This is a genomic window from Acidiferrobacter sp. SPIII_3 (assembly GCF_003184265.1).
Taxonomy (GTDB): Bacteria; Pseudomonadota; Gammaproteobacteria; order Acidiferrobacterales; family Acidiferrobacteraceae; genus Acidiferrobacter.
In genome coordinates, this window is record NZ_CP027663.1 from 1,329,802 (window position 1) to 1,344,332 (window position 14,531).

Genomic DNA, 14,531 nt, shown 5'->3' on the forward strand with positions numbered 1-14,531 from the left:
CGGGCGGGGAGGGCTAAGGGATGGGACGGGGATCGCGACCGGCGTGGCGATTGCGGCTTTTATGGGCCCAGCCGCTGGGGCGGCTCGTCCGTCGGCTGGGCCGGTTCGTAGGCAAGCAATGGCATCAGAGCGCCTGGGTCGCCGAGGGGCGGTTTCTGGTGGAGGGGATCCTGCGGGATGTGGCGCGCCGATGGCCGGGGTTGGGCGCGCGTAACCGTAAGCGACGCGTCGGGTCCGGTGACGAAGGACCGGTCCGTAGGCTTTCGGCCCTGCGCTTTGAGCTTGCCTGGGTGCCAATGGCGCATGCCCAGGGGCTCGAGATCGCGCACACCGCCACGCGGCTCGGTGTCCATGTCGGGACTGAGAATCTCACTCGTAACCAGACGGTCTGGTCGGATGCGATCCACGAGTCGGTGCTGGTATCGGCCTATCCGCTTGCCCTGTGGCTTGCCTCCTCGTGGTGGCGACTCCACTGGGAGCCGCTTCTGGCGCCGGGGGCCCATGTGACCCTCGAATGGCGCAAGGCCCACGAGATGGAGTCGGCAGGGTTTGGCTTCGTGTGGCCGCGGGTGCTGTTCGCCTCCGACGGCGAGGCGATGCAGATCTGGGCGGTGGCGGCGCGCTCGCGCAGCAAGAACCGCAAGGCGGTGCGCTATCTTACCGGGACCGAGGGTCCGGTGTCGGTGCCGCTTACGGACTTTACGCAGGGGGTGGATGATTTTCTGGCGGCGACCGTGTGGCGGCTCAAGGTGCGTACGCGCCTCTATGGCGACAGCACCCTGAGAACGCTGTGGGATGATCTGCGCGGGGATAGGGCGGATCCCAGGCGCGCGCAATGGCGCCGCTGCGAGGCGGAGCTCGGATTCCCCATCGGCCAGTGTCCCAATGGCCTCATGGACAAGGCCCTGGCCCTTCAGGATGTCATGGGTCCGGCGGTCTCGGAGCTGCTGCCGGTCTATGGCAAGGCCGCAGGGCTTGCCTTCGTGCCACTCGAGGCGCTGTCGGGTACACCGGGGATCGCGGGGCGACCCATGGACCCCAGGGCCCCAAAGACGCGCACGGCCCCGCAGGGGGCCTCGTGGGCGCAGGCTGCGCTTATGGCCCATGAGGTGCGCGCGGCCATCGGGCTGGCGGCGGGTCCTCTGGAGGATAAGGTCTTATACGACCTCTTGGGGGTCCCGAAAGACGCAAAGCCGCATGCGACCCTCGGGCCCGCCGCCCGGGCGGCGGTCGCGATCCCAGGGATCCGCGATGAATACCGCATCCTGATTCGCGAGGGCGACCGGCCCACCCAGCGCTTCGCATGGGCGCGGCTCTTTGCGGACTTTCTGTTGCCGGAGGCGGCGCGTGGCCCCTGGCTTGCCAGTACCGACCTCATGACCTGGCGCCAGAAGTACCAGCGGGCCTTGGCTGCCGAACTCCTGTGTCCCATAGAGGCCTTGAAGGCCTACCTGAACGGCAACACCTCGCCTGCCGGCGTCGATCTCGCCGCCCGGGATTTCGGGGTCCCGATCGAGATCGTGGAGGCGGTGCTTTCCTATAACGGCATCTTGTCCTCGCGGGTCCGGTTCGGGGAACCCAAGACCGGCTTTCCCTACTATCAGGGCCGCTTCGCCTCCGAATTTGCTTGGCTTCCGGGCGGTAAGGGCGTGGCCACCTTCCGAAAAATGTAACCGAAGGCGACGTTCGCGCGTCTCATGAAAGGCTTAGAACGGGATGGGCGACAGCAGCGCCTTCGCCGGGCACGTCTGCGAGAGAGCGAGATGCATGTCGTCAGATCTTGGTCGCTTAAAAAAAGACGACCTGACGCCTAAGGTCGACAAACTGTCCCTTTACCGCTCGTGATGGCCGCGCTAATCGGTATAGAATGCCAAGCATGGTCCAGTGCGCTGGCAAGGCATGCGCCAGGGATAGGCAACATTGAGAGGAACAGGGCAGACGCGCCGAGCGCCCTATGCCCGTGACCAGGAGTCGGATTTGGGGAGGTCGCCGTGCCGCGGGTTTGGATGATCGCATTGTTTCCGATTGATCAAGGGTGATACGTCTTTTTCGCGGTGACTCCGGAAGGCTCCGGCCGGGTGTGCGGCATGACGGCACATTTGGGCTGATTTCCAAGAGCAGGAAGAGGGCGCAGGGTGGTTTGTTTGCGCAGCCTTTTGCATACGGAGGCACGTTTCCTCGTGCTGTTGGTAGTGGCGGCAGGCCAAGCTGCCGTCACGGGGCTGTGTGGATGGGCTTGAACTGGACGGGTTTTTGTGGAAAGGCAGTGTTTAGCAGAACCCGTGCGCCGATGTCTGCGAGGGGCATATAGATTGTAGGCACAGAGCGGGAGTGCCGCCGTCCGGCCAATTGCTGAATAGCCTAGGTGGGCGGGCGCGATTTCGCTGGTGCGTAACGGCGGTTCGACGGCACCTTTGGCGGATGCCCTGGCGGGATCGCTGGGGTGGCAGGCAAGGAGAAGGGGATTTGCGCATCTTACATTTTGGTCGCTTTTACAATGATAGCTTTGGTGGCCTGGAGCGACATGTGGATGCGTTATTGCGGGGCCTTAAGTCGCATTGTGAAGCAGATAATCTGGTGGCACACGATCATTGGGCGCGTACCGTTATCTCAACCGGTAGCTATACGGTCTACAAGACGCCATCGCTCGGGAAAGTGGCGGGTACCGCCCTCTGTCCGACAATGCCATGGCTCGCCCGCGCGCTACATAGGGAGCGCGGTTATGATCTCGTTCACTTGCACCTCCCGGACCCCATGGCGCATCTCGCGGCGGCATTTTTGCCTGGGTCCGTAAAGCGCGTTATTACATGGCACAGCGATATTGTGCGCCAAAAGCGGCTCCTGAAACTCTATAGGCCCTTTCTGGGCGCCCTACTCAATCGGGCGGACGCGATCATTGTCCCAACGCCCGCCCATATCTCGTCGTCATCCCAACTCGGGGTGTGTCGAAGACCGGAACGTTACCATGTGGTGCCGTTTGGCATTGAGTATGGAGTGTTCGATAAGGCCGCGCAGCAACATCAGAGGATTGCGGATCTCAGGGCGAGTTTGGGGGGCGACAAGGTGCCCGTGCTCTTTGCTGTCGGTCGGCACGTGTATTACAAAGGTTTCGAGTATCTCATTCGGGCGATGATCCATGTGCCTCAGGGAATTTTGGTGGTCGGCGGGGATGGGCCGCTTACGTCGGATCTTAGGGCGATGAGTACATCTTTAGGGCTCGGGGCGCGAGTCCGTTTCGTTGGGCGGATCCCCGATGCAGATCTTCCTTTCTACTATCACGCCTGTGATGCCTTCTGTATGCCCTCGGTGGCCCCGGCCGAGGCCTTTGGACTTGTGCAGCTCGAGGCCATGGCCTGTGGCAAACCTGTCGTTTGCTGCGAGCTGCATAACGGAGTCACGTATGTCAATCGCGACGGGGAAACCGGACTGGTTGTACCGCCTCGGGACCCGCAAGCTTTGGCCGCCGCCATCAATAAGCTGCTCGTTAATCCAGCTCTCCGGCAACGCTTGGGAGAACGAGGACGCAACCGTGCCCGGACCGAGTTTTCATTGGACGCGATGGTAGCCGGTACGCTCGCGGTGTACGAAAGGGTGCTGGGAAGGGATGCCGAGGCATGGACGCATGCGCGCCCAGAAGATGACCGTGCTCAGGTAGCCGCGCGGCAATAGCCGTGAATAATGAGGGCCGGTCTTCACTCTGTTGCGTCTGCCGACGATGATAGAGAGGGACCATGTTACAGACTACGAGTTGATAGGTTAATGGATATCAGCGGTGGTGGAGTTGATGGGTGAATAAGCGCTGACGAAGGACGGGATCCATTGGGAGGGCGAGATAACGTGATCGAAGGCGTGGGGGATGCGTCCTTAGCTGGATGTGAGGCAGAGGAGCGTCCTCGTCTGCGTTGGGCCTGCTATGGTGATGTCACGTTTTGCCCAGCATGTGTATTGCGCATGGCCAGATGAGCTGAATCCAGCTGAGCTTCGCGTCCTGTAACCGTAAGAGATCAAGCGAGTGACAGGCGTGGGGGTGGCAATGGGGTGGCGAGACGCAATCGGTTTGGGTTCTAGGATGCTCCCTATTTAGGCCTATTGGGTGGCAAGCCTCCGGAGATTCTCCTGGTGGGTGGGGGCCACGGGCCCCACCGGTGCTCCACTTGGATGAGCGGTCTCTGGAGCGATGGGCTGTGGGCGCTGGTTAGGACCCTATTCGGCACTCTTTTAGGTGAGGGGTTACTGCGGGACCCCGAAAGCGATCACTGACCCTTGGCCCCTAACCGGCGGCGGGGCTGGCGATGGGGCTATGGGGGGGTTTGTGTCTTGACCCCCTGGTCGGCCAGATAGAGGGAATGAGCGGGAGAGGGTGAGGTTTAATATGGGATTGCAGCGCTACCAAAAAAAAAGGGTCATTCGCGGCGGGATCGGTGAGCCTAGCCCGTCAATTCCCCTTGTCAAGATAGTCGCCTGATGCCACTTATTGTTGCGGTAGATGCGACGGGCCTCGGCCGCGTTAAGACCGGCACCGCGGTCTACGTTTTGGAAATCCTGCGGATATGGAATGAGGATAAGCATCTCACGGCCCATTTCCATGTCTTCGTAAGCCCAAAAACCAAGCACTATTTCGATGAACTGAGTCTTGATAGCCGCTTTGAGTATCATTTTGCGCCCGATGGCCGGGGCGTTCGCAGCCTATGGCAGCATCTGGTTTTGCCGTTCGCGGTGGCCCGTGTTCGCTGCGATGTGCATTGGGGCGCGACATTTGTCGTGCCCGTGTTGTCGCGTTGTCCGTGTGTCGTGACCGTGCATGATATGACCTTCCAAACCCTACCTGCTGTTCACGAGCGGGTGAAGCGCTGGTATTTTGGTACCGTGATCGGCTGGTCGCTCGCGAAGGCGCGCGTCGCGCTTGCGATCTCTGAGACGACGAAGGCCGACATTGCGCGCCTATACCCCGCTATTGCGCAGAAGATTCGTGTGACGCTCTTAGGTCCACGAGCCTTTGGTGGCGAGGTCGTAGGCCGATTGGCGGCGGATGGGAGTCCGGAGCCCTACGTCTTGGCGATCGGCACCCTTGAGCCCCGCAAGAATTTGCCGCGCCTGCTGCGTGCTTGGTGCGCGCTTGCGCCTGCGATCCGCGGACGGACTCGTTTGTATGTGGCGGGGCCGGATGGCTGGATGATGGGGGAGTTGAGCGCGCGAGAGACACAAGAGGCCTACGGAGTGCAGTTTTTGGGATATTTTGAGGAGGCTCGATTGCGTGAGCTTTTGCAAGGAGCGATGCTTCTGGCCTATCCGTCGCTTTATGAAGGTTTTGGGCTCCCGGTGATTGAGGCTATGAGCGTGGGGGTGCCGGTGCTTACGAGCGGGGTGGGGGCAACGGCCGAGGTGGCAGGCGATGCGGCGTACTTGGTCGATCCCCTCGATCAGGAGTCGATACGTACGGGCTTGGAGCGATTGCTTAAGGACCCAGGTTTGCGTGAGACATTGAGCGCCAGGGGCCGTGCTCGCGCGGCGACTTTCTCGTGGAGGCGCACGGCCGAACTGACGTTTCAGGCGCTAGAAGAGGTCGCGAGGCGATCTTGATGGAGGGCTTCTGGCCCCTTGAGACGCAGTCGCCCCATAAGCAATAGACACTATGCTTGCCGCGTAAGCGGGCAAGCCGTTTTGACGGATGGACGGAGTCGGAGTGACGTTTAAGATCGCGGTGGACGCATGCAGCCTGTACCGGCCGTTGACTGGTGTGGGCCGCTATACGCATGAGCTCTGTAGAGAACTGAGTCAGGACCTGAACACGGATGTGATATTCGCCTGTGGTTGGCGTTGGCAGCGGGACTTTCCTGTGCCCCTGAACGCCGATACCCGAGGTCGGATCGAGGCCATTCGTGCGGGTCTCCCTGGGGGTCAGGCCCTGATCTACGGCGTGAAGGCCTTGGCCTACCGTGCTTTGGCCCGCTACCATCGGCCCAACGTGGTTTTTGCCCCCGGTTTTTTGATTCCGCCGCTGGCTGTGCCGACCGTGATCACGGTTCATGATCTATCCCATATCCGCTTTCCCGAGACCCATCCGGCCGAAAGACTCCGGCTTTTTCTTAAACACTTAGGAAAGAGTATTGCGCGCGCCGCCGCAGTTTTGACTATCTCTCAGTTCAGCGCCGATGAGATCGTGCGGGAGTTTCCGGACGTCCGGGACCGGCTTCATATTATTGCGCCAGGGGTCCGGGATATCTTTACGCCAAATGGAGATCCCCACGAAAGCGTGAGCCCCCTATCCTTGCCGAATGACAGTCGGCCGTTTTTTCTGTTTCTGGCCACCCTTGAGCCACGCAAGAATCTGGGGCGCTTACTGGCGGCGTATGCCCAGTTGCCAGCGCGTATGAGAGCCGAATATCGGCTTGTGATCGCGGGCCAAATCGGCTGGAAGATGGACGACTTAGCGGGGACCCTTCAGCAGATGGTGCGCGCCGGCGAAGTGCAGCTTTTGGGCCATGTGCGAGACCAAGACCTCCCGGGGCTCTACCGTCGGGCATCGGCCCTTGTATATCCCTCGCTCTACGAGGGCTTTGGTCTGCCGCCGTTAGAGGCCATGGCCTGCGGTTGCGTGACCGTGGTCGCGACTACGAGCGCGATACCCGAAGCCTGTGGGGATGCCGGGCTCTATGTTGATCCGTGGGATACAGAGGGATTGGCCGCGGCCATGATCCAGATTGTAGAGGATACCGCGTTGCGAGCGACTCTGCGGGAGCGGGGCTTTCAGCGGGCGCGGCTCTTTCGATGGGAGGAGGCGGGGCGACAATTGCGTACCGTTTTGGTGCAAGCGGGGGAGCTTGGCGTTAGGTGAAAAGGGGTGTGCACGATGCCCTTGATGGTAGGATATCTGTGGATTGCGCTCATTCACCAGTTTTCTGCTGACAAAGAGGAACCGCTGTGGCAGCATCCGGGGACTTGGGAGCGGTTTTTGGAGACGAAAAATAATGTCTTTGGTCGGCCGCCAAGCAGGATAGATCAGGGGCAGAAAGGAGTCGGCTCGCCTTTAAAGAGGCACCGACAAAAATCATGGGCGATCGCAGGGGCGGTTTATGGATAGCCCAAAAAAAGGGGTACGATGAAGAAGGCATTGATTACCGGCGTGACCGGCCAGGATGGGGCTTATCTGGCCGAGTTACTCTTAGACAAAGGTTATGAGGTCCATGGCTTGAAGCGCCGGTCTTCGCTCTTTAATACCGCGCGCGTGGATCATCTGTATAAAGACCCCCATGAATCGGATACCCGGTTTCTGTTGCACCACGGCGATCTCACCGATACCTCAAGTCTGCAGCGCGTCATTCAAGCGGTCCAGCCCGACGAGATCTACAACTTGGCGGCACAAAGTCATGTCGCCGTGAGTTTCGAGGAGCCTGAGTATACCGCTAACGCGGATGGTCTTGGCGCCTTGCGAATACTAGAGGCCATTCGGATGCTGGGCCTGGGTAAGAAGACCCGCTATTACCAGGCGTCCACTTCAGAGCTTTTTGGCAAGGTGCAAGAGGTCCCACAGCGGGAGACGACGCCTTTCTACCCGCGTAGCCCCTATGCGGTGGCTAAGCTGTACGCCTATTGGATCACAGTAAACTACCGCGAGGCCTATGGCCTCTATGCCTGTAACGGCATTCTCTTTAATCACGAGTCGCCGGTTCGGGGTGAGACCTTTGTGACCCGCAAGATCACGCGTGCCTTGGCCCGCATCGTCTTAGGTCTACAGAAACGCCTGTATTTGGGGAACTTGTCGGCGGCGCGCGACTGGGGGCATGCCAAGGATTACGTCGAGATGCAGTGGTTGATGCTCCAGCAAGAAAAGCCCGAAGACTTCGTGATCGCCTCTGGAACCCAATACACGGTGCGCGCCTTTGTCGAGGCGGCAGCAGCTGAGATGGGAATTCGGTTACGGTGGGAAGGCGAAGGCTTAGGGGAAAAGGGGATTGTCGCAAGCCTTGACCCCGATCGCCTGCCAAAGGATGTGGTAAACCCCTTGACGGTGGGGGCTGTCATTGTGACGGTGGATCCGCGGTACTTTCGGCCGTCCGAGGTGGAGTCCCTCCTGGGGGACGCTAGCCTCGCGCGCACCAAATTGGGGTGGGTGCCCAAGATCTCTTTCGAGGAGTTGGTGCGCGAGATGGCCAGAACCGATCTCAAGGCGGCACAGTGTGATGATCTGATTCGCCGTCACGGTTACCCGTCTTATAATTACCACGAGTAGGCCTGTGACTCAAAAGAGGGCCTTGATTTGCGGTGTGACGGGACAGGACGGGGCCTATTTGGCGCAGTTGCTCCTCGGGAAGGGCTATCAGGTATGGGGTACGTCACGAAAGGGGCAGACAGCTAGGATCGCCAATCTGGCCACCTTGGGGATTGCCGATCAGGTCCAGATAGAGTCTATGGTGCTTGTGGACCCCCAAAGCATTCGCGATGTGGTGGAGCGCGTTCAGCCAGATGAAATTTATCACCTAGCGGGCCAAAGCTCAGTGGGGCTCTCGTTCCAGGAGCCGCGGGAGACCTGGGAAGGTATTGCGACGGGAACCGTGAATCTCCTGGAGGCGGTGCGGTTAAGTGACCGCCCAATAAGGTTTTACCACGCTGGGTCCAGTGAGTGTTTTGGGGATACGCAAGGCGAGTGTGCCGACGAGACAACGCCCTTTAGGCCCAAAAGTCCTTATGCGGTCGCGAAAGCGGCCGCCACATGGTCTGTGGCCACTTATCGTGAGGCCTACGGCCTTTATGCTTGTACCGGAATTTTATTTAACCACGAGTCGCCACTCCGGCCGGATCGGTTTGTCACCAGAAAGATTGTGGCAGCGGCCTGCCGCATTGCGGCGGGCAGTGACGAGAAGCTGCATCTTGGTAACGTATCTATCCAGCGGGATTGGGGCTGGGCCCCAGAATATGTGGAGTCCATGTATCGGATGCTCCAACAAGAGAACCCTGATGACTATGTGATTGCCACCGGTCACACAATCTCTCTGGAGCAGTTTGTGGGCATCACTTTTACAAATGTGGATCGGCAATGGCGGGAGCATGTGGTGATAGATAACGATTTACTGCGACCTACGGAAGTGGCGGTGGGATGCGCTAATCCCGCTAAGGCGGCAAGGGTGCTCGGTTGGCGCGCCACGTCTGGTGTAAAGGACGTTATTGCCAAGCTCATTACGGCAGAAAGGGAGCGCGATTGGGGTGATAGCCGGTAGACCTGGGGGGTTTTGGGCGCGTAGGGCTTGGCCGTGATCTGAAGAAGCAGAGACGTGAACGCGTCCCTGGTGGCTTGCCAGTAGCGTTTCTTTGTTGGGGTGTCCCACTTTTCTAGGTAGATGGCTAAAAAAGTGGGTCGGTGTCGGTCTTTAGTGGCAGGTTACTATTCAGGAAAGGCTCGAGTTGTCGCCTTGCTAATGGAATTTCGGGGCGCATGGCGGCTACTCGGATTGGGGTGCTATCGATGAGCGACAACTTTTACAGGGCTTTTGAGGAGAAGTACCGCGGTCCAAGGGATTTGATATTGGCCCGTCTTGCTATTTACGGCCCTTTTATCTTGCCGTTAAAGACTATTTATCCTGCCCCCCCCGCTATTGATTTGGGCTGCGGCCGAGGCGAATGGCTCGAATTCCTGTTGGATGAGGCTTGTTCACCACTCGGTATTGACCAAGATGAGGAAATGCTGCAAAGCTGCCGCGAGCGAAGCCTACCTGCACAGCAGGGCGACGGAGTCGCTTATCTCGCTACGCTCCCGGACGAGAGCCAGGCTGTCGTCTCCGCCTTTCATGTCGTCGAACACCTTTCTTTTGATCAGCTGCGTACGGTGGTTTCCAGTGCACTTCGTGTATTGAAGCCGGGCGGTTTACTCATTATGGAGACCCCAAACCCCGAAAATATCGTCGTTGCCACCTGTAATTTCTGGCTAGATCCGACGCATTTGCGGCCGATACCTCCTCAACTACTCTCCTTTTTGCCGGAGTATTATGGGTTTGTTCGCACCAAGATTTTGCGCCTCCAGGAGTCCAAGGAGTTGGCGGCAAACGAATCACCGACTCTGAACGATGTGCTGCGGGGGGCCAGTCCCGACTATGCAGTCGTTGCGCAAAAAGCGGCGCCTAACGAAACCTTGGTGCTTTTCGACCAGGCGTTTAACCAAGAGTATGGACTATCTCTTAACATCTTAGCTGAACGCTACGACGGTTCAATCAGCGCTCGCGCCACCCAGGCCGAAGCTCGCGCCACCCAGGCCGAAGCTCGCGCCACCCAGGCCGAAGCTCGCGCCACCCAGGCCGAAGCTCGCGCCACCCAGGCCGAAGCTCGCGCCACGGCTTTACTGAACAGCACTTCCTCGCGTTTTACCACACCCTTGCGTTGCCTTGGTTCGGTCGCGCGCGGCTTACGCGCGAATCCTTGGAAGTCCGGAGCGAAAAGTTTGATCCAGCATGCCGCATCTTACATCCGTAGGCGCCCGTGGCTCAAGAAAGCGTCCTTAACCCTCTTAAACTGGTTTCCTGGTTTAAGATCACGGCTGTTTCGAGTCGTTAGCGGCGCGACAATGCTACCGGATCAACCCCCAAGCGGGCCAGTTGTTGTCGCGCACCTTACCCCTTACGCCCGTCAGATCTATGCCAATCTTAAAACTGCCATCGAGCGTCATCAGAAGGGAAATAGCTGATGCGCATCGTCATTGATATGCAGGGCGCGCAGACGGGAAACCGTTTACGGGGCATCGGTCGATATACAATTGCAATCGCGCAAGCCATTGTACATAACCGGGGCGAGCATGAAATTCTCCTTATGCTCAACGACCTATTTCCTGAAACCATCGAACCAATCCGAGCTAAGTTTGATGGCCTCCTGCCACAGAAGAATATCTGCGCGTGGTGTTCTCCTGCGCCTGTGCACATGATGGATGAGGCCAATAGCTGGCGTCGCCGGGCGGCGGAGATTATCCGTGAGGCATTCCTGGCCGACTTGAAGCCAGATGTGATTATGGTAACCAGCCTGTTTGAAGGTCTGAGGGATAACGCTGTGACCAGCGTTGGGGTTCTGCACCACATCCAGACTGCCGTCATCCTCTATGATCTGATCCCGCTCATCTATCGCCGGCCATATCTGGAAAATGCCGTGGTTGAGCAATGGTATGAAGCTAAGCTAGGCCACTTACGCCGGGCCGATCTGTTGCTGGCTATCTCCGCATCTGCGGGACAGGAAGCCATAGACCACCTCGGTTTCCCTGTTAAACAGGTAGTAAATGTGGGGACGGCGGTGGACCCTCAGTTTAGGCAGAGGGATACTCCAACGGAAACTGCCGTTGGTGCTCGTGCTCGCCTTGGTCTGACCAAGCCTTTCGTGATGTACACAGGAGGCGTCGACCATCGCAAAAATATCGAAGGCTTGATAGCCGCCTTTGCTCTGCTTCCAGAAGCTCTGCGAAAAAGCCACCAGTTAGCGATTGTCTGTAAGATCGACGAAGCGGCTAGGGCGACGGTCATGCAGCATGCACGAAAACATAATTTAGCCGCCGACGCAGTCGTGCTCACGGGCTATATTCCAGAAGACGATCTGATTGCCCTCTATCATATTTGTGCGGGTTTTGTCTTCCCCAGTTGGCACGAAGGGTTTGGCCTGCCCGCCCTGGAGGCAATGGCCTGTGGTGCACCGGTAATTGCCAGCAATACCTCTAGCCTTCCAGAAGTGGTGGGTTGGGAAGAGGCGTTGTTCGATCCCTTCGATGTCACGAGCATCGCCAGCAAACTCACGCGGGTCTTGACGGATGAGGAGTTCCGGAGGCAACTCGTCGCACATGGTTTGCAACAGGCAGAGCGCTTTTCCTGGGACGACAGTGCGCGGTGTGCCATTGCTGCGCTGGAGGCGCTGCATGCGCGTCAAATCGGACCCGCCGCCATCCCTCCGCAGAGCATGCCTCGCCCCAAGCTCGCTTATGTCTCGCCATTGCCGCCGGAAAGAAGCGGCATTAGTGATTATAGTTCCGAGTTGCTGCCTGAGTTATCCCGCTTTTACGATATCGAGATCATCACCGATCAGGAAACGGTACAACCTGCATGGCTTCGGAGTTTGTTCTCCGTTCGTACTAGTACGTGGCTAAGCGAGAACGTCCACCGATACGACCGGGTGCTATACCATTTTGGTAACTCGCACTTCCATCAGCACATGTTCGACTTACTGGCGATTGTGCCGGGTGTGGTGGTGCTGCACGACTTTTTTCTCTCCGGAGTCGTCCACTGGCTGGACCATACTGGAAGACGCCCAGGATACTGGACGCGGTCACTCTACTACAGCCATGGGTATGCAGCACTGGAGCAGCGTATCAAGCGGGATAACCACGAATCGGTAATATGGGATTATCCCTGTAGTCGTGAGGTATTGGATGGCGCGCTAGGCGTCATCGTTCATAGTGATTTTTCCTGTCGTCTCGCCAAACAATGGTACGGGTCAGGCGCTGCGGATGACTGGGCAATCATCCCGCATTTGCGCAGCTCTGTACATGGGGTTGATCGCTGGCAAGCCCGACGGGACCTGAAACTACCGGGAGCTGCTTTTGTCGTTTGCAGCTTTGGTGTTCTTGGGCGTCACAAACTTAACCACCGGTTACTTGAAGCTTGGCTCGCCTCGCCACTGGCGCATGATAAGCGTTGCCAACTCATATTCGTGGGAGAGAATCACGACGGCGACTATGGTGCAAGCCTTATGGCCGCCATCCGCCGCAGTGGGTGTAGTGAACGAATCCATATTACCGGATGGGCCGATACTATCGCCTATCGGCAATATCTCGCCGCTGCGGATCTCTCCGTACAGTTGCGTACCCTGTCGAGAGGAGAAACTTCGGGTACTGTGCTCGATTGCATGAATTATGGACTTGTCACCATCGTCAATGCCAATGGCTCAATGGCTCATTTACCGCAAGATGCCGTATGGATGCTGCAAGACGAATTTAGTAACGCCGAGTTAGTTCATGCGCTGGAAACCTTGTGGCTTGATGACACGCGGCGCATGCAAATGGGTAAAAGGGCACGGCAGACCATCCTAACCCGTCATTCCCCACGCGCTTGCGCTGAGCAATATCACGAGACAATGGAAAAGGTTTATGGCCGGGCAAACGCTGGTCATTTCGGGGCCATGGCGCAGGTCGGGGAACTGCCTCACGACGCGGACGATGCGAGCTTGCAGGCATTGGCTATGTGTATGGCGCGAAATCGACCAAAAAAGTCGGCTCACCTATTGTTGGTGGATATTTCAGAACTGGCTGAACGCGATGCAAGAAGCGGTATTCAGCGTGTGGTACGCAGCATCCTCCAACAGTTGCTCGCTCATCCGCCAGCCGGGTACCGAGTGGAACCTATCTATGCGACTGCTGATTATGGTTACCGCTATGCCCGTCAATTCACCTTGCGTTTCTTAGAATGCCCGGAAACCATTTTGGCAGACGATCCGGTAGAGTTTCAGTCTGGCGATCTGTTTTTAGGGTTGGACTTGCAGCCGCAAGTGGTGCAAGCGCGGCAGGCGTTTTATCAGCAACTGCGTAATCACGGGGTACAGGTGCAATTCGTGGTGTATGATTTGTTGCCGATTCTCCTCCCCACAGCCTTTCCTGCCGGTGCAAAGGAGTCGCATCTGGCTTGGTTAAGGGTGGTGGCCGAAAACGATGGTGCCATTTGTATTTCTCAGGCGGTAGCAGATGAGCTAAAAGAATGGCTTGGGAAAAACGGCCTCACTCGACAACGTAAATTTTCAATCAGTTGGTTTCATCTGGGCGCGGATATGGACCAGTCGAAACCGACCAAGGGCATACTTGAAGAAGCCCATGTCTGCTTGACGCAGTTGGCAGATCGGCCCAGTTTTTTGATGGTAGGAACCATTGAACCGCGGAAAAAGCATGCTCAAGCTCTCGCTGCGTTCGAGGAGTTATGGGCGCAGGGACAGGATGTTAATCTTGTGATCGTCGGCAAGCAGGGCTGGATGGTTGAGGCGCTCATTAAGCAGTTGAAAACGCACGTTGAATTGCATAAACGGCTCTTCTGGCTGGAGGGTATCAGCGATGAATGCCTTGAAAAGGTATACGCAGCCAGCACCTGCTTGATCGCGGCCAGCGAAGGCGAAGGTTACGGCTTGCCGCTGATTGAGGCCGCACAATACAAATTACCCATCATCGCCCGCGACATCCCTGTTTTCCGTGAGGTGGCAGGTAATTACGCTTTCTATTTCACCGGGCTCACTCCTGAGGATTTGGCCAAGGCAGTCCGAGACTGGCTGACGCGACATGCGCAGGACAAAGCGCCATCATCTGAAAATATGCCATTGCTTACGTGGCGTCAGAGCACACAGAAACTACTTACTGTAATTCTGCCCGAGGCCGATCTAGCGGGCAACGAGGGGTGATCGAATTGAACCCGGCAATCATTATCCATTTCCGCGAGAGCTTCGACGAGATGCTCGGGTGGCGGCCGCCAAGCGTCTCCTCTCCCGCATTGACTTCCACTACACCCCGAAGCGTGCGAGCTGTCTCAATATGG

General features: G+C 58.0%; 8 protein-coding genes. All 8 read left to right on the plus strand.

From position 1 onward, the window contains the following. Positions 1-20 precede the first annotated feature (20 nt). Complete coding sequence (locus C4901_RS06690; protein ID WP_110136664.1) at positions 21-1,673, plus strand: hypothetical protein; 1,653 nt, start codon at positions 21-23, stop codon at positions 1,671-1,673. Positions 1,674-2,466: 793 nt separating this feature from the next. After that, positions 2,467-3,669 carry a glycosyltransferase gene (locus C4901_RS06695; RefSeq protein WP_205736243.1) on the plus strand — a complete coding sequence of 401 codons (1,203 nt, stop codon included), beginning with the start codon at positions 2,467-2,469 and terminating at the stop codon, positions 3,667-3,669. A gap of 795 nt (positions 3,670-4,464) precedes the next feature. Further along, positions 4,465-5,580: a glycosyltransferase family 1 protein gene (locus C4901_RS06700; RefSeq protein WP_110136666.1), complete on the plus strand. Its 1,116-nt coding sequence runs from the start codon at positions 4,465-4,467 to the stop codon at positions 5,578-5,580. A 103-nt stretch (positions 5,581-5,683) separates the two neighbouring features. Continuing rightward, entirely contained in the window at positions 5,684-6,835 is a 1,152-nt protein-coding gene (locus C4901_RS06705; protein WP_168185597.1) for a glycosyltransferase family 1 protein, read from the plus strand. A gap of 264 nt (positions 6,836-7,099) precedes the next feature. After that, complete coding sequence (gene gmd / locus C4901_RS06710; protein ID WP_110136668.1) at positions 7,100-8,230, plus strand: GDP-mannose 4,6-dehydratase; 1,131 nt, start codon at positions 7,100-7,102, stop codon at positions 8,228-8,230. Positions 8,231-8,234: 4 nt separating this feature from the next. Then, positions 8,235-9,215, plus strand: a complete 981-nt coding sequence (locus C4901_RS06715) for a GDP-mannose 4,6-dehydratase (protein WP_110136669.1) — start codon at positions 8,235-8,237, stop codon at positions 9,213-9,215. Between the two features lie 245 nt (positions 9,216-9,460). Further along, on the plus strand, positions 9,461-10,672 hold the full coding sequence (locus C4901_RS06720) for a methyltransferase domain-containing protein (protein ID WP_110138554.1): 1,212 nt from the start codon (positions 9,461-9,463) through the stop codon (positions 10,670-10,672). Further along, complete coding sequence (locus C4901_RS06725) at positions 10,672-14,397, plus strand: glycosyltransferase (RefSeq protein WP_110136670.1); 3,726 nt, start codon at positions 10,672-10,674, stop codon at positions 14,395-14,397. Before C4901_RS06720 ends, C4901_RS06725 begins: the two co-directional genes overlap by 1 nt. The last annotated feature ends 134 nt before the right edge of the window (positions 14,398-14,531 follow it).

Excerpts from the sequence above, each read along its gene's own strand:
- C4901_RS06690 (WP_110136664.1), top strand. The coding sequence starts at position 21 with ATGGGACGGGGATCGCGACCGGCGTGGCGATTGCGGCTTTTATGGGCC.
- C4901_RS06700 (WP_110136666.1), top strand. The coding sequence starts at position 4,465 with ATGCCACTTATTGTTGCGGTAGATGCGACGGGCCTCGGCCGCGTTAAG.
- gmd (WP_110136668.1), top strand. The coding sequence starts at position 7,100 with ATGAAGAAGGCATTGATTACCGGCGTGACCGGCCAGGATGGGGCTTAT.
- C4901_RS06720 (WP_110138554.1), top strand. The coding sequence starts at position 9,461 with ATGAGCGACAACTTTTACAGGGCTTTTGAGGAGAAGTACCGCGGTCCA.
- C4901_RS06725 (WP_110136670.1), top strand. The coding sequence starts at position 10,672 with ATGCGCATCGTCATTGATATGCAGGGCGCGCAGACGGGAAACCGTTTA.